Origin of the sequence: Microcoleus vaginatus FACHB-2002, assembly GCF_040004035.1 — a bacterium.
GTDB lineage: Bacteria > Cyanobacteriota > Cyanobacteriia > Cyanobacteriales > Microcoleaceae > Microcoleus > Microcoleus vaginatus_C.
This window is the reverse complement of the sequence record NZ_JAMPLN010000019.1, coordinates 64535-83817: the sequence shown is the minus strand read 5'-3', so window position 1 is coordinate 83817 and position 19283 is coordinate 64535. Positions and strand designations below refer to the sequence as shown.

Here is a 19283-nt window from a genome sequence, read left to right as displayed (position 1 = left end):
TAGCCCTTAATACTTAGCCACTCTACTGTCTTCCCGATACCCGCTAGGGCGTGTTTTCAAACTACTGATTGTGAACTTCACAGCTCGGAGATTTCCCTAAATCCCCCTTAAAAATACCCACTTTGAGGTATTTGCTCTTTTGAAGGGGGATGGGGGAATATAAGGGTTTGAAAACACGCCCTAGTTCCTAGGCACAGTCAAAACCCATCTCCGCGATCGCACTTGATTAATCTCAGTACAGCTCTTAATGAATATCTGAGAATTTGATTGTGTATAAACTGTCGGGTTCTTGATTAGTCATAGGTTCGATTTTATCAATCTTACCTTTATAGAAATAAGGTCGAATTGTATTAACCGATGGCATTTGCTTGAAGGCGTAGTACAGTACCACTGGTTCCTGATGAAACTGACAGGCTGTGATATACCCAACCAGAGCGTGTTCAAAAGAATGGTAAGCATTTTTCCAAGGCCACTGTTTGGGTAGCTCCTGAAGAGGTTTGTTCGTTGAATCATCAACGCCAGTCCAAACTTCACCGTACTTCCGATCAACAAAATACTTGAACCAGTAATCGTAAGTTTGTGGAAGGTAAATTGCTAAAGATGGGTTTTCTAAAGCCAGTGAGGCAGCAAATTGGTCGAGTTCTGCATATATCCACCAATCTTTATTTATGTTAACTTTACCCCCTTGATTGATTTCGGATGCCCAGGAACCCGATTTAGGGAGATAGGCTCGTTCTAGAACCTTGGGCCCATTTTTTTCGGCAAACTTGACCAGTGTCTGGTTGCCACTAAGTAAACCAGCCATACGGATCATCCACATCGCTTTAATAGTGTGTCCAAAATCAACTTTTATGTTTTGGATATCCCTATCAAAGGGTGAATTCGCGGCATAAAAAAACAAATTCTCATTAGGAAAATAGAATTGATTAAGCATAATATTTGAAAGATCTACCAAATCCTGTTTCCATTCCGCTTGGTATGGTTCAGGCAGGATTGGAGTAATCAGAACCATGTATGCGTTCATCTGGTCTAGTTGAGCAGTCAAACGCTTATCAAGAGCTTTCCCATCGTCTCCGTCTTTTAACTGCCACTGTAGCGCCTTCAGTTTTGGGTTATAGTATGTTTTGAAAATATAATCTTTGACGGCTAGAATGTCGGGTAAGACTTCTGGATCACGGGTCAAGTAGTAATAAAAGCTGATGCCCAGAAGAGAATAAGCCAGTTCTTGAGGATTGCGGTACTCAACCGATGGTTGCCAAGACTTTGTTTCACCATCCCAGAAGGCATAGGTGCCACCATGTTGGCGATCGAAACTGTTGTGACGCAGATAATCTACACCTGCTTTCGCATACTGCAAATAGTTGGAATCACCCGTTAAGTGGAAGGCTACTCCATAGCCATAGATCTGCCGAGATACAGAAACAACATAGTTGCGATTCCTCATCAGCCAAGCGTTGTCTTTAATTTCCGGGCAGGGATTGCTACGGTCAAGCAGTGTTCCATCGTTACAACGAACAGAAGGGAAATTGCCGATTGGATCTCCTAAAGCAGTCGGCATTGTCCAGAAGGGAAGAAGTTCATTCTGGACATGATTCAACCAACGTTGGGCAGTTGGAAGTTGGGAGGGAAGATGGTTAGTAGAGGTTAGGGCAGGCAGAATAACTTGATGCTGAGAATAACCTGGCCGGGCATTCGTAGCCCAAGAAGCCACCCCAAAGTAGCTACCAAAAGGTAAAACGCACAGTAAACAAACAGCTAAAGAAGTGATGGTAAATTGAATCGAATTCCATCGCATATTTTTATAGAGGAAGAGCGAAATGTTTGTTTACTCGATCGCGATTGGGCTAAGAAAGTCCTTCCCAGAGGCAAATAACCAAAAACTCCCTAAGTCCCCCAAAACATCGGGGGGGACAAGAGTATTTCTCAAAGTCCCCCTTATTAAGGGGAGCCGCTGCCGCCAGAAGGGTCTCCCCAAGTATCGCGGTGGGGCGTGGATTTAGGGGGATATAGACTCGACTACAAGCGAGATTTACAGAGGTTTTCAGTCTTAAGTTGACACCAATGCCTACTGCCTATGGCTAACTGACTAATTACCACTTCAACAAGTTAAATTCTTCCATGTCTACGGTATTGCGGTTGCGATAAATCGCCAAAACAATTGCCAAACCCACCGCAGCTTCAGCCGCCGCTACCGTAACTACAAACACGGTAAATACTTGGCCCTTAATTTGTACGGGGTCGAGATAATTGGAGAAACCCATCAAATTGAGATTGACAGCATTCAGCATCAACTCGATCGACATCAACACGCGCACTGCATTTCTGCTGGTAATCAAACCGTAAATACCAATACAGAAAAGTGCGGCGCCTAATAACAGGAAATACTGGAGTTGCAGTTGCATAAATTTTTTGAGTCTTTCTCAATCCACATTACTACAAGACAGAAAGATAGGTGCAGTGAACACCCTACTATAGCGTGTCTAAATCATTCATACAGTAGGGGTAGTGCTCCGTACCTACCTCCGAACTGGGCAACCACGGGGAAATTGCCCCTACCTTAATTGTACGAATCATTTAGACTCACTACTTTTACTTAGATTCTGGCGAAGACACATCTCCGGCAGAAACTAATTCGCGAGGTCTTTCCGGCAAACTCAAAGCAGGTGTTTCGGATAGCTTCTTTGACAGTTCATCCGGGAAAAAATCGCGGCGCGCCAACACAATTGCTCCCACCATTGCCATCAACAAAAACACTGATGCTAACTCGAAAGGCAGCAAAAAGTCGGTGAAGAAATGTTTGGCGATAGTGACGATCGAACTTTCGGCAGGTGATCCTGTCGTCGCGACAATAGCCCAAGGAGTAGACACCACCATCGTACCCAACAGCGCAAACAAGCCTACGCAAACTACTGCTGTTGCTACTTGACGCACCCAAGCGTTGGGAATTGTGCGGAAATCTTCTCGCTTGTTCACCAACATAATCGCAAACAAAATCAAGACGTTAACAGCGCCAACATAAATCAATACCTGCGCTGCTGCTACAAAGTCGGCATTCAGCAACAGGTACAAGCCGGCAATGCTGGTAAATACGCCGCACAGCAAAAATGCTGAGTAAACGATGTTGGAGAACAGCACTACTCCTAATGCTCCTGCAATCATCATTACCGACAGTATGCCAAATGAAACAATTTGAACCCCTTCAGCTAGATTCACAATTTTTTATCCTCTGTTAATTGGGCATTGGGCATTGGGCATTGGGCATTGGGCATTGGGCATTTGGCATTGGGCATTTGGCATTGGAAATTTGTTATTTGTTATTAGAAAAACTACTAACAAGTAATCATTAACCATTAACCACTAACTACTAACTATGCCCCATGCCCCATGCCCCATGCCCCATGCCCCATTACTTACTTTTCGATAATTTCCTCTGGACGCAGACCGGCGCGGCGATCGGTGTAGGAAACTTCATGAGGGTCGATCGCACCTTTCGGCAAATAAGCGAATTCGCGCATCGGTGTCACCATCGGGTCATCTGTAACCTTGTAGGGCAAACGTCCGAGGGCCACGTTGTCAAAATTCAATTCATGACGTTCGTAGGTGGCTAACTCATACTCTTCTGTCATCGACAAACAATTAGTCGGACAATATTCTACGCAGTTGCCGCAGAAGATACAGACTCCGAAATCGATACTGTAGTGCTTGAGTTGTTTCTTCTTAGTTTCTTTGTTAAATTCCCAATCCACTACAGGTAAGTTTATCGGACATACCCGAACGCAGACTTCGCAGGAGATGCACTTGTCAAATTCAAAGTGAATTCTGCCCCGGAAACGTTCGGAAGGAATTAGTTTCTCGTAAGGATACTGCACCGTAATCGGCCGGCGTCTCATGTGGTCAAATGTAACAGATAGCCCTTGACCGATATACTTAGCAGCTTGAAGAGTCTCTTTGGCGTATTCGCCTACTTGATTGAGGAATTTTAGCATGGTGTTCTCTCTCTGTACTTGAGTTTTTGGTGATTGCTAATTTATAATAGGTAATTGGTTAACAGCTATTTTTGTTTAGCTGTTGCCCTTTACCTATTATTAATTAACCGCCAAAAGCAAAGGGAAAGGCAAGTTTCAAAGCTGCGGTCAATAGCAAATTAACTAGAGAAACAGGAAGTAAAAACTTCCATCCCAAATCTAGCAATTGGTCTATCCGAACTCGCGGCAGAGTCCAGCGGAGCAGAACTGCCAGAAACAGGAAAAAGTAGGCTTTCAACATGGTCATCGTAATGCCCACCAAGCCAGTAATTACCTGCAACCAAGGAGTCGTCTCGCTCAATCCCAGGGCATTTGTCAGCACTTCGACAGGAATCGGGCATTCCCAGCCGCCGAGGTACAAAACTGCTACTAGCAGGCAAGAAAGGACGAGGTTAACGTAGGAAGCGATATAGTACAAAGCAAATTTCATGCCTGTGTACTCAGTCTGATATCCTGCTACCAATTCTTCTTCTGCTTCCGGGAGGTCAAAGGGCAACCGTTCGCATTCTGCTAGTGCTGCGATCCAGAAAATCAGGAAACCTGCTGGTTGCCGCCAGATATTCCAGCCGAGAATGCCGTAGTCGGCTTGCTGGTGTACGATGTCGATCGTACTGAGGCTATTGGACATCATCACGACTGCCAATACTGCCAAAGCTAGGGGAATTTCGTAGCTGAGGGATTGAGCCGCGGCTCTGAGTCCTCCGAGGAGGGCGTATTTGTTGTTTGAAGCATAGCCGGACATCAGCAAGCCGATCGGCTGAATGCTAGACAGGGCAATCCACAGAAATATCGCTGTCCCCATATCGGCGATCAGCATATGCTCTCCGAAGGGGACGATTAAGTAGGAGAGAAAAACTGGAATCACCACAATTACCGGGCCTAGGGTAAATAGCAGCGCGTCAGCTTTTGCAGGTACGATGTCTTCTTTGAATACCAACTTCAGACCGTCAGCAACGGGTGCTAAAACTCCCAGAGGGCCGATGAATTCCGGGCCTACCCGCTGTTGAGCGGCGGCGGAAATTTTCCGTTCCAGCCAGACGCTAGTGAGTACCCCGAAAACGGCAGCGACAATCATCAGCAACATTGGCAGCGGTAGCCAAAGCACTTGGGCGATGTCCGCCGGTAAGCCCAAATTCATGAGGGCTTCTACGAAACTTCCTTGTAAGTCAATTCCTGGGTTCATTTGTCCAGCTTTTGAGCGATCAGCATATAATTTTTCACCCGTCCTTTGTAGGAGTAGGCTTAGAAATCGGGGTCTTTGTAAAGATTTTTAATGCTTTACCGCCTAATAGTATATCGCCCGACAGGCTCCAAGAACGCACAGACAGGGTGAAGTTCTAATTATATGAGCCCGCAGCGTAGCTAATGGGTGGGTAACTTATGGTTGAGGGTTGGCTGTTGACTGTTGACTGTTGACTGTTGAGTGCCCGATCGATTTTGAGTAAGAAATCAATCTGGATTTATGCAGTCTCGTGTCTCAAACCTCGATCCCCCCGACTCCCTTTAATTAATTATGGGGATGCGAGGCAGGGCTGTTTCATTCTCGCTCCGGGGCAAACCCCCCCGTCGTTGCCCCGATGCCTGAAACGCCCATTTGATCGTCGGTGAGGGGGTAGGCACAGGGGCACTACCCCCACAAAACCCTGATTTTCCTGAGAATGAAACAGCCCTGGGATGCGAGGGGGATCTAGACTCAGCTATAAGCCAGATATAGGCCAAACAAAAGGGCCCAGAGTTAACTCTGGGCCCTTTTAATGCTTTAAAGTAACTTTCAAATGGCTTAAACCATTGATTTTACGCTACTTTTTTTATGGAACTGGGCAGAATCGAACTGCCGTCCAAAGCGGGTATTTACCTTCCGATCGTTCACAGGTTTATCCCCTCTAATCCTCGGGGCGGGAACCATTTTTATCCCAAATGGGGGGATTTTCTAGTGATTGCTTTCCTAGCTAGCCGACTAGAAACGTTTAGCTAGGGCATCCGTTGGGGGTTGTTATGCTACCTTTAACGGAGTGAGGTGGCATACACTCTAAACCGAGCTCAAGAAGTTTTTAGGCTACAGCTACGGCTTTGCGAGCGAAAGGAACGATGTTGTTCGCATTTACTATTTTTTTTGAGCCGATATTAACGAGAGTAGACTCCCTCTCGACCTGCATCACGGAGCAGCTTTCGCCACCCTGTCGAAACCATTACAGCCCCTCGTGTGTTCTTTTATGATAGACAATATTTCGTGTTGCGTCAAGTCAACCGATTTTAGGTTTTGGATTTTGGATTTTGGCACAAAGCTGAGTCGGGAATATTTACATCGTGCACCATTTTCTTGAACAGGCTTTCCGGCCTGTTCCACAAGAGTTGAGTTTTCCTGTGGGGTGGGCCGAAGAGCCCGCCCAGGTTTATTGACAAGGGTGCAAAATGTCAGCCCTGCCAAGTTTAATGCAAATTTTCGTCCCAGACGCCGATGTAAATCCGATCGCGCTCATTGCGTTCGATCGTCCCTTCCAGCGAACCCTTCCTAAACGTAAACCGATTACTCCGGCGCTGCTGCACGTCGCCGAGCCCTTGCAAAATCTCTCGGCTGGCGCCGCCCACCATCCCGTTTAACGCGGTTCGCACTACCAAAGCGTCCACTGACTGGGCAAAAGAACCCTCTGTTTGTACTAGCTGGCCCGAATCGCGATCGTAAATGTAGCCGAGAGTAATCCGATTTGGCAATATTTCGTAAAGTGCGGTGCGAGTATTCGGCCAATAGCCCCGCGCTTGAGAGTCTGTCGGTTCTCCCAATTCGGATAAAATCTGACTTTCCGGCGTACCAACGGCATACCCAGGGATGGTGGGAGTCTTCTGATAATTGGTTCCCGGTTGTTCGCTGGGTGCGGGCGATCGATCTGGCGGCAACTCTTTGTCAACAAGTTTTTCCGTTGGTGTGGGTTCGACAGCCTCGGGAGAAGGCGCTGGTGTTGGCGCTGGGGCTGGTGTTGGAGTTTCAGCAGCGGGCGCTGGAGTTTCAGCAGCAGGCGCTGGAGTTTCAGCAGCAGGCGGCGGAGTTTCTCTGGGAGTCGGCGAGAAAGGCGTTGGTGTGGGCGCGGGAATTGGTGCGGGGCTTGAGCGCGCGTCTGGATCAGCAGGGGCCGAAGTGCGATCGTCCTGGACCACCGGTGCGGGTTCCGAAGACGGCCGGCTGAGGAAAACCCTAGCAATCCCGACCAAACCTGCCACAAAAAGTGCGATCGCCACGAACCCCAAAATCCACCAAACCTTGCGGTTGTTGTCCCCAGAAGACACCACAGCAGGCGCTGTTCTGGAACCCGCAGGCGACTGAGGCCCGTGTCCCGGAATCACCGCCACCGTCGGCCCGGTGCTCGGCGACGCTGCACCATGAGGCTGCCCATGCAGCAGCGACAGCCACTCATCCACGGTAGCAGGGCGATTTTGAGCTTCTACCGTCATCCCCCGCATCACCGCAGAACTGACAGCCGCACTTAGCTGAGGCTGCAAGTCGCGGGGTGAAGGCATCGGCTGACTGGTACGCAAAATTGCAGCCACCGGCACCTGTGCTGTCAGTAAAGTGTAAAGCGTCGCCGCCATACCATAAACATCTGTTGCGGGCGTATATTTTCCTTGGGCAAAATACTGTTCTGGTGGCGCGTAGCCGTCGGACACCATATTAGTGTGACTTTGGGTTGCACCGGGAGTAAACTCGCGGGCAATGCCAAAATCAATCAGCACGACTTCCTGAGTACCTTGGCGCAAAAGAATGTTTTGCGGCTTGACATCTCGGTGCAGCAAACCCTTTTGATGAACTGCCTTCAAAGCAGCCCCAATTTGAGTGATGTAGAGAATTGCGAGATTTTCTGGCAGCGGATTATTTGAACCAACTACATCGCCCAAATTCTGACCGGCTATGTAGTCCATCACCATGTAAGGCTGCCCGTCTTCCACAAAGAAATCGCTGACGCGGACAATATTCGGATGAACGCAGGAAGCCAACCGCCTCGCTTCGTCTTGAAACTTGCGATCGAACTCAGCAAAATTGGGTTGCTGCCGCAGAGATTCGTTGAGGGTTTTAATGACTACAGGCTGTCCTAAATAGCGGTGATTTGCCCTGAAAGTTATTCCAAAGCCGCCGCGGCCCAATTCTTGTTCGAGGGTGTACTTTCCACCCTGTAAAGTTTTGCCGATTAGCGCATCCATAGGTTCAGGCGATCGCGTACCAGATAATATGGCTGATTATTGCACGTATGGTCGGCTAAGTTACCAGTCTAAAGGGCGATCGAGAAGTGCGATCGGCGTTGCCATTCCTTCCCGAATTGATTCCCCCCATCGTGCTACAACTGCCCCAGCAATTTATCGTAATCTGCGTGTGAACCAACCCAAAACCAGATCGCAGTGTCTCCATCCAACTGACCAACTGCTCGATAGTTTTTGCTAATTCGGGCTGAGTAAATTGGTAAGTCAGGATGCACCTTCTTGAAACGCAGGCTTGGATGACTTGGGTCTTCCTTGAACTGGCGATACGCCCCGCGTGTCTGCTGTTGAACTTGTTCGGGTAAATCAGCAAATAATCTACGGAACTCGGTTGTAGTGTTTGACTTCACAATGTTTCTGGATCGAGTTCTTGGGTTTTGCCTGCACGATACTCAGCCATTGCGGCCGCTGCGAGTTTAGCAAGAGCATCTGGGGAACGGGAGAATGCTTGATCCCAGCGCCTATCGTCTTCAAGTTCTTCCAGAATCATTGAAGCGAGGGCATCTTGCTCGCTGGCAGACAATGTTTTTAACTTGGCGATCGCACGTTCGAGTAACTCAGTCATGGCTACCACACTTTTACAATGAAAATGGCATCCTATCTATTATCCCTTGTTTCAGCCAAGTTGAGGGTAGGTCGAACAAATGGCAGGCTAATTATCATCATTAATAACTACGGGAAACCCACTTCTATGTTTTCTATTAGCTTTTTCATGCACTTAAATACATCTCTATATATCGCAAATGCAGGGATTCCATTATTCAGTCAGAGTGTTTTCTATCAAATTATTTTGCTAATCCCAATTATCGCGATAGAAGCTTTCCTTCACAAAAAAATACTCAATCTCAGTATCCTAAAAGCAATTTTTATTGCTTTTATAACAAATATCATATCGACGATTGGGGGAGGTTTTATTATCCTCTGTATTGGGGCGTTTATTGGACATATCGTCTTCCACACAACCGTGCGTGTACAGCCTGGTTCTTTTCCATTTCTGCCGTTGGAAATTATGATTACACTGATTCCTATGTTTTTCTTTTCCGTTTACCTAGAATTATTAATAGGGAGTTGGGGAGTAAAAAAAATTGAAAAAAGCAAAGTGAAGAAATCATTCTTAATAGCTAATTTATTCACTTACTTAATGCTTGAGATATTAGCTTTTACCCAACTTGTCAAGGGATACATTGAAGGGCGAGGCTAACCAAAACGTTCTATATCGTCACCTCACTGATTGACATCTTGAGCCACCATCATTGCATTGATATGGGTAAAGATGCGATCTAATTCCCCAATGGCGTCGAGTTCGGCTGCCTCTTCTGCCATTAGTTGGTCTGCCTTCTTCTTCTCTAACAAATTTTCCCTGCGCTGTTGGAGCGACTCACTAAATTTGAACAACTTCCACCGATCGACTTTTTCAATGCAAATCTCATGGATTAACGAGGAGGGTTTGTTGAGAATTGAAACCATTGTAGGCTCCGAGCTTCGGGTTTTAGGTAGTGACTAGATTATAGCTTTTATTCAATCTGCCAGATTTAATGTTCCAACCGAGAACCTTCAAATTACCGCCAAAACCAATGACTTAAACAGCGAAACGGCGTTACAGTTCAAGTCGGATGATATTCATCCCTGCTTATTTGCCATCGCCATATCTTGCCTTCTTCAGGATCGTCCACCTCTGCAATGAACTTCATTCCCACTTTTTGCAACACGCTATTCGAGGCATTTTTTTCAGCTAAAGTGTGAGCGATGACTGCTTTCACCTCCTCGTGAGCGAAAGCATAATCGATCATTCCCTGTGCCACCTCAGTTGCAAATCCACGATTCCAATATTCGGAAGCAATTTCATAACCTATCTCTATAGTCCCCGATTCATCAGGTGAGCCTTTGAAACCTCCGTTGCCGACAAGCACTTCATTTTTTGGATGAATAAAGAAGTAGCTGTGCCAGTCAGTTGGAGGCGGATTGGATTCGCAAGATTCGTCAGCAGGGAGGGAAAATGCTTCCGGGAAAAGAGGCCAGCTATTAGGCACTATGACATTTAAAATTGCTGCCAGCTCGCTTTTACTTCGTAAGAAAGCTTCTATGTGAATCCTTTCGACGGCAAGTAGTTGAAGATTCTTAGTTGTAATCATTTTTCTACCTTGTTCAACAAGTATGAGTTCACACTATAGGCACTATCGAAACGCTTGTCTCGGAACCCTGGCGAGTTGGTAAGCGCCCCGACTGTCCAACAATTGATATTGATTTGGCTGCAATCCTAATTGCACAAATTTCTCTGGATATCCCAGCAACAAAACAGAGGGAGAAGTTTGGTTTTGAGCTTCCTTAATGTAGTCGATCGCCTTTGTGACAGCTCGGTAGTAAGTCACCGGCTCTTGGGTATAAAAAACCAGACTGGGTTTCCAGAAACCAACCATAATAAACTCTTCCCCCGGCAGTTTTTGTTGAACCGCAACCTGCGCTAACTGTCTCAGAGGTAACTGGCGGTTGATATCGACCAATTTGTAGGCGGGAGTAAGACCAAAGATGATAAATGCTACTAACCCGATGAGGTTAGCAACCAAAATCCAGCGCTGTTGCCGCTGCCAAAGTAAAAGTGCGATCGCGACTGCTGTAATTATCCAAATCGCACCCCCTACAATCAGCAATCCCGACTGCTGAATTGCTTGGGGAAAATTGGGCATTGCCGGGTCGTCTCCCAGCCAGTTGTAGCAGTAGAAAGTTGCTCCGGCTACAATTAATAAAAATATGACATTGAAAATGTATGTAACTAACAGCCCTCGCGGTAAAGAATTCGGTTTCTTTTCTAACTTTATCCGCCTGTTTTCTGGTTCGTTACCTGCAATAATATCGCTCCACAGTAGCGTTACCAAAATCGCAGCGGCGGGGATTAAAGGCAATACATAACTCGGCAATTTTGTCACGGCAATCGTAAAAAAGCCAAAGATGCAGCCGAACCAAAATAAGGCAAATAAACTCAACTGAGCCGATCGCGGTTGACGGCGCCAGTAACTGCGCTGCCAAAAACGGGTGCGGGCGATCGCCACCGGCAAATAAATCGACCAAGGTGCAAAACCCACTAGCACTACAAAAAAGTAAAAATACCAAGGCGCCGAGTGCTTGTTGACTACTCCAGTAAAACGCTGGAAATTGTGATAGCCAAAAAAGCTGTCAATATAAGTTTGACCGTTGTCTAAAATAACCAAAATGTACCAAGGCAAGGCGATCGCCAGAATAATCAAGATTCCCGACACCGGACGCATTTCGCGCCAAAGTTGCCGAAAATTTCCCAAATAAAGCCCGAAGCTGCCAACAATCAGCGCTGGAATGACAATTCCCACAGGCCCCTTAGCCAGAATTGCTAAGGCAATTAGTACGTAAAAAGTCAGATACCACTTATTGGGAAATCTGGAAGCGGAAACAGTGGAAAATTCTGCTTTTTCTCTCTGTTCTTCTAGAGTGTAACCGAGGAAAAATGCGAGTAGTGCCGAACACATACAACTAACTAATAGCATATCTGAAACGCCAGTCCGTCCCCAGGCTATAGTTTGGGGATTTAAAGCTATTAGGGCAGCACCAATCCAAGGAGTAGAAAAAAAGAGGGGAAGACGGGGAGAGGGGGAGAGTGGGAGAGTCGGAGAGTCGGAGACTGAGGGAGGAAAGACAGTTACATTCATCCGTGTATCCGTGTCCGAATCCGTGTCGTGCCCTTCTTCCTTCTTCCTTCTTCCTTCTTCCTCCTTCCTTCTTCCTTCTTCCTTCTTCCTTCTTCCTTCTTCCTTCCATAAGGTATAAAATCCGAGGCAAGTCAGACCGATCGCGCACAAGGCCGAGGGAAGACGCACGGCCCATTCGTTAACGCCCAGAGTGCGGTAAGCCACCGCCATCAGCCAGTAAATCAACGGCGGCTTGTCAAACCTGGTTTCGCCGTTGAAATAAGGAGTGATCCAATGTCCTGTCACCGTCATTTGACGGGCGGCTTCGGCAAACAACGGTTCCGTTTCGTCAACTAAACCGATGTTGCCGAGATTCCACAAGAAACCTACCCAGGCGATCGCGAACAGCCACAACAGCGACAGCAGCTTTGGTGCGATCCGGCGATTTCTAAACTCTGACAAATTTTTAATAACTTCCTTCACCCAAACTTCCTGCGATTTTAGATTTAAAATTTTAGCTCGCTTAGAGAGTCTACCGAAAGATTCGCATTCTCGAAACTCCCAACTCGATCGAATCCGATTAAACAGAGATGTTGCAACATTCTCAACAAGGCTTTCATGGGCGGGTTCTGCTGCCCAAACCCTACTCGCCACAAGAAAATTCACTCTTCGCTTCACAGGCATCTTGCCTGTTCCTTATAATGATGCCGCTATCTGAGGTTAACTCCCATAGCGGCACCATTCTCAATAAAACCGTATCAACCGGCTTTCTCGACCAAAATCTCGGCATCTGCAGCTAAGCGTTCACGGCTGCAAAATTAACTGCCATTCTCCGGCTGTGCTGTTCCAAGCCGGCGAGGGTGTCTCCCCGGCGACGAAAGGCCCCCAGTAGCGGCGAGAACCATCCTGAGCAAAAACCACCAGAATGTCTCCCCCTTTGACTTTTAACTTGCCCTCCGGCAGCGATAGCATCAGTCCCTTGCCGCCGCCTTCCCCCGGCGCAAAATCCCAGTGCGCGGGTTTTCCATAGGATTCCTTGGCTTGCCGTTTCGACAGCAGGGCCACTCGCACTGGGTGTTCGCTGCGGTTGCTGACGCGCAAAAGGCCGGAGGCTTTAGCATTTACAGGGACTGAGGAAAGCAATTCCTCCTCTGGATCTGGGGGGGTTGGTGTTGAGTCGGGCTTGGGCTCGCTGGCGGTGTCGGCAGAAGCTGTCTCAACTGGGGAAACGGGGGGTATTGGGGGGAGTGCGGTGGCTTGTGAGGGCCAGTCGCTCGACTGATTTGAACCGTTGGAGATAGTGATTTCAAAACGTCCTAGAAACATTCCTGTAATTAGGACGATCGACGCTCCAATTACGATCTGGTAAATTTTAAGATTCATAAATTTTAGGCTTACAGGATAGACTGCACCGGTAATGAGTCTTAACTATTTTTAATGTAAAACCAGGGGCTGCTGTGCCACAAGATACAGTTACACTTAATTACTTGACCGTTCTCGGCTATAAGTCCGCGATCGCTCAATACCATCTTAGATGTTAAATTTGAGATTTTAGATGGCGACATACTGACTCCGGTAAGGATTTGGAGTTGGTCGGGAGGGTCATTTGTTTACTCATCGGTATAGCTTTTAATAGCAGTTGAAAAAAAGAGTACCACTATAGGCCCGTACTGCCAACCCCAATATTCATCAGTCATTCCGCATCTCAAATCTCAAATCTCAAATCTCAAATCGTATAACTTTTATGCAGAATACCCGAATTAACAGATTAATTGATGTTCTGGGCGATCGCTTCCGAGGCTGGCTGAAAAATCCTTGGCGGCGGATTTCGCTCCTCCTAATTAGCCTGCTGTTCGGCACTTTTTTGGGAACAGCTATTTCGACGATCACTGGACAATCTGCTGATTGGGATATTATCGCGGCCGGGCTGTTGGTGTTGTTGACGGAGTTCGCCAACTGGTTGGTTTACGCCGGGCCGCGGCCTGTAGCAGGTTCTTTTTGGGTAGATATGCTCAATGCTCTGAAAATTGGCGTGACTTACAATTTATTTGTGGAAGCTTTCAAACTAGGTTCTTAAAAAATGGTGAAATATTGGTCTGCTGTAGATAGTATTTATAAAAACGTGATCTTAAAAAATTTTAATTTGAACTAGGGTCGGAATTTTTGAACTCTCCACGACCGGAGTTGGGGCTTGTATTCGTTGTTGGGTGGGGTCAAATATTTGTCAATTACAGATAGTATTTGTACAAAACCCGCCCCCGCATAGAGAGTTTTTAGGATATGGATCGATCGACTGTAACCCCTGTTGAAATTTTACATCGATGGCAAGCCGGCGATCGCCCGATCGCTGCCGACTTCGATCACCTGGCTTTTTGGGAACTTGCGGATGATGGGCAATCCTCTTCGAGGGCTTCGCTAACGCGCGCTTTTGGCATTACTCCCGACAATGTAGCCGATATTGTCCGCTGCAAAACCGATTTATTCTTTTCTCTTCTTGACGAACTGCATACTTTCCCCATAAAGTCAACTGTTTTCCTCGAAACTTTGTGGAATCTGTGGCTGCCGCTGGCCATGCAATTATCGACTGCAAAACAAAGTTTAAACCGTCCTTTAATTCAAGGAATTTTAGGAGTGCAAGGAACGGGAAAAACTACTTTATGCCAAGTTTTGAGGCTGATTCTGGGAAAATTGGGATATTCTACTATCAGCCTTTCTTTAGACGATCTTTACAAGACTTATGCCGATCGCCAACAACTCCAAAAAGCAGACCCGCGTTTAATTTGGCGCGGCCCCCCCGGCACTCACGATATTGACTTGGGAATCGCAGTTTTAGACAAGTTGCGCGGTTCTCAAACTCACAATTTAGCAGTCGGGGAAAATCCTAAATCTAATGCCATCAAACCGGATATAATTAATAAAAATATAGAAATTCCCAGGTTTGACAAATCTGCCTACGGAGGTGCTGGAGATAGAAGTCAACCGGAAATTATTTCGGGTGCGGATATTGTACTTTTTGAAGGTTGGTTTGTCGGTGTGAATCCGGTGGTTGATGCCAAATTGAACGAGTTTTTGGCGGCTGCACCGTTTCCGATTTCCACAGAAAGCGACTGTCAGTTTGCGCGCGATATGAATGCGAAGCTGCACGACTATCTGCCGCTGTGGAACCGATTAGATCGGTTGATGGTTTTGTATCCCCAAAATTATCGCATTTCTCAAGTCTGGCGCAATCAGGCGGAACGGGAAATGATGGCGGCGGGGAAGTCGGGAATGTCAGAAGCTGAAATTAATCGGTTTGTTGAATATTTCTGGAAAGCGCTGCATCCAGAGTTATTTATTAAGTCGATGCTGGAGGGCGATCGCGTGGATTTAGTAATTGAAATTTTGGGCGATCGCACTGTCGGCAAAATTTGTCGGGCGATCGACTTAAAATTAAACCTTTAAGGACACAACATAGTTGTGTCCCTACCCTATTGCAGCCGTTAAGGACACAACTATGTTGTGTCCCTACTGTATGGCAGCTTATCCTGCACTCACTTGACAATTCAGGACTTATGCAAAACGTGATTTGACGCGGGAATTATAGGGGTAAGGCGGGGCATCAGCACCCTACAATACAGAGGTTTTGCATTGAGGAGCGAGAATTTATAAATTAACTGCCAGGAGTACCAAGATCGATCGCTTTCTGGATCAAATCGTCGCTAACATCGCCCGGTGTACCTGCAGGCTTAATTTCCTGAGCCATCGAACGAAAATCATTGGGATTGCCGCTTGTATCTGCCGGCTTTGCAATATTATCTTGAGCAGCGGGAATAGGAAATTTAGGTGCAGTTGCAGCGGCGGCAGCTTGAGCGCCGGCACCCGTGCGATCGATGTCACTAACGCTGAATTCTTTTGAAGCTTCGTAGTCTGCTGATACATTAACGGTCGGCAACTTTTGTTCTCCAGCTTCCGCGCTTTCATTGATCTGCTGAGCGTCAAAGTTTTCAATGTTATTGACTTCTGTATTGATTTCAGACATAGCCGACTCCTTGCTAGTTTTATTTAACAATTCACTGTATCAATTATTACTTTAGTTCCCGGCTTTTTCATCTACCCGCAGATGTATCGTTGGCTTCTATCTTAAGGATGATTTATTCTAGGGTGGTGTGTTAACATTACACCACTTTCCGAAAAAAATGCAGCTTTAGGCAAGCTCCCAACCCATACATACTAAGCCATTCCCCATTGTTTAATCTCAAATCTCAAATCTCAAATCTCAAATCGTATTACCTCTAGGGGATGGTGACTTGCACTTACAAATCTTGATACTTATATATTCTGGAAACATTTTTTAAGGAATTTTATTTATGAACTCACCCGCCGCGACCAATCCTCACTCTCTCTCCAACGACACTCAAAACATCGTTCAGACAATCAACGGGTTGGGTACAGATGAAAAACTGGCGCTGCTCTACTTTGTTTATGAAAAAATGGGAGATTCAATTACACCAGCCGCTCCCGCCGCCGCCGAACCAGAATTAGCTCCCATGCTGCTGGATGATTTTTACAAGCTTTCCCATGACCAACAACTGAATATAATGCGGGGTATTGTCAACCGCGACGACACGCCCTATTCCCACGCTTACGGAGCTTTAACTGCTAACAATCAGTTGGTGGTTTGGTATGCTTGGGCTATTGGTATGGGAGAAACAATTGTCGATATCCCCGAAGGATATGAGGCAACTGAGGCTGTCAATGGCGTGTTGGGTCAAATTGAAGGTCTTGAGTTTGAACAGCAAATTACAGTGCTGCGCGACGTAGCTAATAATATGGGCTACACCGATGTTAAACCAATTGCTACTCAGGCGGAAGTAGGGAAAACTTCTAGTCTGTAGATAAGAGTCTGCTGTTGCAACCTATCCTACACAAACTCTCCTCCTAGCAGAGAGGGACTCAAAAATAAAGGAATTACCCAAAACCTCTATATGTAGGGTGCACCTCGGCGCACCCTACCGCTATAATTAGTAGGTAAAACCTTTTTTGGCTCTTACTCATATTTATTCTTTCGTGTCTTAGAGAGGGACGAAGGTTTTTGTATGATCAGTTAAAATCGGCTCGTCTGAGAAATATAAAAAGGTCTTCAGTCAGCAAGTGAGTTTTTTAGGGTAAACTTTTCGCGGGAATTCCATCCGAAATATCGAACCTTTTTTGGGTTGACTTTCGGCAGTAATTGTACCGTCGATCAGCTTGACTAAAGAAGCACAAATAGCTAGTCCTAAACCGGTGCCTGGATATTGGCGAGTTGTGGTTTGGTCGCCTTGGTGGAACTTGTCGAAAATGTGGGGAAGAGCCTTTTCACAGATGCCGATTCCTGTATCCCGAACGGTGATAATTAGCCGATCGCAATTTAATTCCCGCACCTCAATGTAAATGCTCCCCTCATGCGTGAATTTAACCGCGTTGGAAACGAGATTCACCAAAATTTGCCGCAGGCGTAATTTGTCATTAACTATCAACTGATCCTGCAAGCACACGCTGACGGACAAGGCCACGTTCTTATCGGTGGCTTGATTTCCGAATTCCAGGGCGACATCCATTACTAAATGCGCTAAATTAAATTTTTCAATTTTTAATTCTGTGCGGCCACTCTCGATTTTGGAGAGGTCGAGGATATCGTTAATCAGCAGTAGCAGATTTTTGCCGTTATGTAAAATGCGCCCCACCATCTCTGTTTGCTGGGCGGTCAGCAGTTGTTTGTGCTGGCGCAGCAGCAATTGGGAAAAGCCGATAATCGAATTCATGGGAGTTCGCAATTCGTGGGACATAATGCCCAAAAATTGCGATTTTAACTTGGTGGCTTCTAGCAGTTGCAATTTTTGCTGTTGAATGCGTCGCCCCTGCTTTTCCAGTTCTTCCTGCTGGCGAATTAGCAGCTCGTTTTGCAAGTCTAAAAGCTGTTCCTGCTTTTTTAATTTTTCGATCGCCAGCGCGTTGTTAATCGCGATCGCAGCTTGTTTTCCCATCACCGCCAGCAGTTGCTGAGTATCCCCGTCAATCGCCGTGCTGTCTTCCCCGTTGCCGATGGCCAACACACCCAAACGCCCGCTTGGCCCCGACTCGATCGCCGCTGCACAAGCCGCCGCCGGCAGCCAGCCTAGGTGGCCCTCCGACCGCCACAGTACAGACTCTCCCGTCGCAAATGCTTTCCACAGCAGCTTGTTTTGCACGTGCGGGGTTTTGCCCTCACCAAAGTTTTCCGTGCCCCCGACAGCGCTGAGTTTGAGGCCGCTGCAATCCGACTCCAGGAGAGCAACTAGGCAAAATTCCGCTCCTGCTATCGCCTCTACAGTCGCATCCGCAATGCCTTGCAACAACTGGCACAAGCTACCCGCGCGCTGGCTCAATATATTTGTAAACTGCTCTATCACCTCTAACTCCCGCCCAGCCTCTATTACCGTCGGGGCTTCGCACCATTTTTGATCTTTGAAGTTAGCTTCCGAGCGCGCTTGATCGCGCCAAAACTCTTGTTCTGCTGGGGGCTCGGCTTGAGTTTGTTTGATCGGCTCCATATCTATGTAGGTTCCCACCCACTCCAAAACTTCCTGACTGTCGGGGTTAGCGGGCCATCCTCTGGCTACGTTCCAGCGGTAAGTGCCCTCTCGCGTCTGCAGACGAAATAGAATTTCGTAGCTTGGCGGCGGGAACTTAGAAGTGTGCGATCTCGCCAATAGACGAGGGCGGTCTTCTGGGTGGACGCGCGCCAGATAGCCGAAACCCAAAGCTGCTGCTGCTGGTACCCCGGTGTACTCCTCCCAGCGCTGACTGAAATAAGTCGCCCAGCCGTCGGCATTTGTTTTCCAAATTATGTGAGGAATTGCCGACCACAGGCGATCGTCCTGAGTTGGGCAGTCGCAAACTTGCGGTTGGGGGGATGTTATTTCAGATACTTTGTGTAATATTTCCGAGTCGGAAATCTCCGACGGAAAAGACTTATTGCCGTGATACTGAGTCATAACAGGTTATATAAATAAGCATAGGACTAGACCCCTAACACCGGCTAAAGACTCGTGCTGCTAGCTTTATTGATTTTGAGGGCCCAAGTGCATCAAAATTTTTATACTTTAAATTTATCTGGGTAGTAGAATCTTTACCTCTATCAACGGGCGGACAAGGAGATAATTCAGTTAAAATGTTGAAACATTGAGAGCTTACCTGTCCCGAGGAAGGCTCGTGCAGGCATCGCCGCAAAATAACTTAAAAATTAACTTGCATTCTTGGCGGCTGCATGAGTATGCTTTAAAATGATGTGCGACCTGTAAAACCCTAAATCAGGACACATTCTCAAATTTACTCAGTTTAGCTGAGTCAGTTGACGATA

At 46.9% G+C, this 19283-nt stretch carries 18 protein-coding genes and 1 other RNA gene; 4 read left to right on the top strand and 15 right to left on the bottom strand.

Annotated features, from left to right (window positions below; genetic code table 11):
- Positions 1-244 precede the first annotated feature (244 nt).
- The 9 genes from NDI35_RS17310 to NDI35_RS17270 all read right to left on the bottom strand — a co-directional run bounded on the left by NDI35_RS17310 (position 245) and on the right by NDI35_RS17270 (position 8835).
- Positions 245-1795 carry an AGE family epimerase/isomerase gene (locus tag NDI35_RS17310; RefSeq protein WP_445313817.1) on the bottom strand — a complete coding sequence of 517 codons (1551 nt, stop codon included), beginning with the start codon at positions 1793-1795 and terminating at the stop codon, positions 245-247.
- Positions 1796-2090: 295 nt separating this feature from the next.
- On the bottom strand, positions 2091-2396 hold the full coding sequence (gene nuoK / locus NDI35_RS17305) for an NADH-quinone oxidoreductase subunit NuoK (protein ID WP_333107704.1): 306 nt from the start codon (positions 2394-2396) through the stop codon (positions 2091-2093).
- 193 nt (positions 2397-2589) lie between these two features.
- Positions 2590-3213 (bottom strand): NADH-quinone oxidoreductase subunit J, encoded by a 624-nt coding sequence (locus NDI35_RS17300; protein ID WP_445313816.1) that lies wholly within the window; start codon positions 3211-3213, stop codon positions 2590-2592.
- 197 nt (positions 3214-3410) lie between these two features.
- Positions 3411-3986: an NAD(P)H-quinone oxidoreductase subunit I gene (gene ndhI / locus NDI35_RS17295; RefSeq protein ID WP_333042046.1), complete on the bottom strand. Its 576-nt coding sequence runs from the start codon at positions 3984-3986 to the stop codon at positions 3411-3413.
- Positions 3987-4089: 103 nt separating this feature from the next.
- On the bottom strand, positions 4090-5208 hold the full coding sequence (gene nuoH / locus NDI35_RS17290; protein ID WP_445313815.1) for an NADH-quinone oxidoreductase subunit NuoH: 1119 nt from the start codon (positions 5206-5208) through the stop codon (positions 4090-4092).
- 625 nt (positions 5209-5833) lie between these two features.
- Positions 5834-6224: a transfer-messenger RNA gene (gene ssrA, locus NDI35_RS17285) on the bottom strand.
- 231 nt (positions 6225-6455) lie between these two features.
- Positions 6456-8216, bottom strand: a complete 1761-nt coding sequence (locus tag NDI35_RS17280; RefSeq protein WP_445313814.1) for a serine/threonine protein kinase — start codon at positions 8214-8216, stop codon at positions 6456-6458.
- Between the two features lie 134 nt (positions 8217-8350).
- Positions 8351-8620: a ParE family toxin-like protein gene (locus NDI35_RS17275; RefSeq protein ID WP_445313813.1), complete on the bottom strand. Its 270-nt coding sequence runs from the start codon at positions 8618-8620 to the stop codon at positions 8351-8353.
- Positions 8617-8835, bottom strand: coding sequence for a hypothetical protein (locus NDI35_RS17270; protein WP_333042039.1), 219 nt, complete (start codon positions 8833-8835; stop codon positions 8617-8619). Before NDI35_RS17270 ends, NDI35_RS17275 begins: the two co-directional genes overlap by 4 nt.
- Positions 8836-8853: 18 nt before the next feature.
- Between NDI35_RS17270 and NDI35_RS17265 the strand changes: the two genes are divergently transcribed.
- Positions 8854-9471 (top strand): hypothetical protein, encoded by a 618-nt coding sequence (locus tag NDI35_RS17265; RefSeq protein WP_445313812.1) that lies wholly within the window; start codon positions 8854-8856, stop codon positions 9469-9471.
- Positions 9472-9494: 23 nt separating this feature from the next.
- Here NDI35_RS17265 and NDI35_RS17260 read toward each other — a convergent pair whose 3' ends face one another.
- The 4 genes from NDI35_RS17260 to NDI35_RS17245 all read right to left on the bottom strand — a co-directional run bounded on the left by NDI35_RS17260 (position 9495) and on the right by NDI35_RS17245 (position 13309).
- Positions 9495-9737, bottom strand: coding sequence for a hypothetical protein (locus NDI35_RS17260; protein WP_445313811.1), 243 nt, complete (start codon positions 9735-9737; stop codon positions 9495-9497).
- A 137-nt stretch (positions 9738-9874) separates the two neighbouring features.
- A complete protein-coding gene (locus NDI35_RS17255) occupies positions 9875-10402 on the bottom strand; it encodes a GNAT family N-acetyltransferase (protein WP_445313810.1) in 528 nt (175 codons plus the stop codon).
- Positions 10403-10444: 42 nt separating this feature from the next.
- Positions 10445-12610: an ArnT family glycosyltransferase gene (locus NDI35_RS17250; RefSeq protein ID WP_445313809.1), complete on the bottom strand. Its 2166-nt coding sequence runs from the start codon at positions 12608-12610 to the stop codon at positions 10445-10447.
- Positions 12611-12730: 120 nt separating this feature from the next.
- Positions 12731-13309 (bottom strand): hypothetical protein, encoded by a 579-nt coding sequence (locus NDI35_RS17245; protein WP_445313808.1) that lies wholly within the window; start codon positions 13307-13309, stop codon positions 12731-12733.
- A gap of 361 nt (positions 13310-13670) precedes the next feature.
- Here NDI35_RS17245 and NDI35_RS17240 point away from each other — a divergent pair, with 361 nt between their 5' ends.
- Both NDI35_RS17240 and NDI35_RS17235 read left to right on the top strand, forming a co-directional pair.
- A complete protein-coding gene (locus tag NDI35_RS17240; RefSeq protein WP_445313807.1) occupies positions 13671-14003 on the top strand; it encodes a DUF565 domain-containing protein in 333 nt (110 codons plus the stop codon).
- A 203-nt stretch (positions 14004-14206) separates the two neighbouring features.
- A complete protein-coding gene (locus NDI35_RS17235; protein WP_445313806.1) occupies positions 14207-15367 on the top strand; it encodes a glycerate kinase in 1161 nt (386 codons plus the stop codon).
- A 208-nt stretch (positions 15368-15575) separates the two neighbouring features.
- On the opposite strand, the gene NDI35_RS17230 is transcribed toward NDI35_RS17235, so the two are convergent.
- Positions 15576-15944, bottom strand: a complete 369-nt coding sequence (locus NDI35_RS17230; protein WP_445313805.1) for a hypothetical protein — start codon at positions 15942-15944, stop codon at positions 15576-15578.
- A gap of 328 nt (positions 15945-16272) precedes the next feature.
- On the opposite strand from NDI35_RS17230, the gene NDI35_RS17225 reads away from it, so the two are divergent.
- Positions 16273-16800, top strand: a complete 528-nt coding sequence (locus NDI35_RS17225) for an orange carotenoid protein N-terminal domain-containing protein (protein ID WP_445313804.1) — start codon at positions 16273-16275, stop codon at positions 16798-16800.
- A 249-nt stretch (positions 16801-17049) separates the two neighbouring features.
- On the opposite strand, the gene NDI35_RS17220 is transcribed toward NDI35_RS17225, so the two are convergent.
- Positions 17050-18918 (bottom strand): ATP-binding protein, encoded by a 1869-nt coding sequence (locus NDI35_RS17220; RefSeq protein WP_445313803.1) that lies wholly within the window; start codon positions 18916-18918, stop codon positions 17050-17052.
- Between the last annotated feature and the right edge of the window lie 365 nt (positions 18919-19283).

Bases quoted from the DNA above. Each gene is read 5' to 3' on its own strand.
- NDI35_RS17310 (WP_445313817.1), bottom strand. From the start codon at position 1,795: ATGCGATGGAATTCGATTCAATTTACCATCACTTCTTTAGCTGTTTGT.
- ndhI (WP_333042046.1), bottom strand. From the start codon at position 3,986: ATGCTAAAATTCCTCAATCAAGTAGGCGAATACGCCAAAGAGACTCTT.
- nuoH (WP_445313815.1), bottom strand. From the start codon at position 5,208: ATGAACCCAGGAATTGACTTACAAGGAAGTTTCGTAGAAGCCCTCATG.
- NDI35_RS17280 (WP_445313814.1), bottom strand. From the start codon at position 8,216: ATGGATGCGCTAATCGGCAAAACTTTACAGGGTGGAAAGTACACCCTC.
- NDI35_RS17270 (WP_333042039.1), bottom strand. From the start codon at position 8,835: ATGACTGAGTTACTCGAACGTGCGATCGCCAAGTTAAAAACATTGTCT.
- NDI35_RS17265 (WP_445313812.1), top strand. From the start codon at position 8,854: ATGAAAATGGCATCCTATCTATTATCCCTTGTTTCAGCCAAGTTGAGG.
- NDI35_RS17260 (WP_445313811.1), bottom strand. From the start codon at position 9,737: ATGGTTTCAATTCTCAACAAACCCTCCTCGTTAATCCATGAGATTTGC.
- NDI35_RS17255 (WP_445313810.1), bottom strand. From the start codon at position 10,402: ATGATTACAACTAAGAATCTTCAACTACTTGCCGTCGAAAGGATTCAC.
- NDI35_RS17250 (WP_445313809.1), bottom strand. From the start codon at position 12,610: ATGCCTGTGAAGCGAAGAGTGAATTTTCTTGTGGCGAGTAGGGTTTGG.
- NDI35_RS17245 (WP_445313808.1), bottom strand. From the start codon at position 13,309: ATGAATCTTAAAATTTACCAGATCGTAATTGGAGCGTCGATCGTCCTA.
- NDI35_RS17240 (WP_445313807.1), top strand. From the start codon at position 13,671: ATGCAGAATACCCGAATTAACAGATTAATTGATGTTCTGGGCGATCGC.
- NDI35_RS17235 (WP_445313806.1), top strand. From the start codon at position 14,207: ATGGATCGATCGACTGTAACCCCTGTTGAAATTTTACATCGATGGCAA.
- NDI35_RS17230 (WP_445313805.1), bottom strand. From the start codon at position 15,944: ATGTCTGAAATCAATACAGAAGTCAATAACATTGAAAACTTTGACGCT.
- NDI35_RS17225 (WP_445313804.1), top strand. From the start codon at position 16,273: ATGAACTCACCCGCCGCGACCAATCCTCACTCTCTCTCCAACGACACT.
- NDI35_RS17220 (WP_445313803.1), bottom strand. From the start codon at position 18,918: ATGACTCAGTATCACGGCAATAAGTCTTTTCCGTCGGAGATTTCCGAC.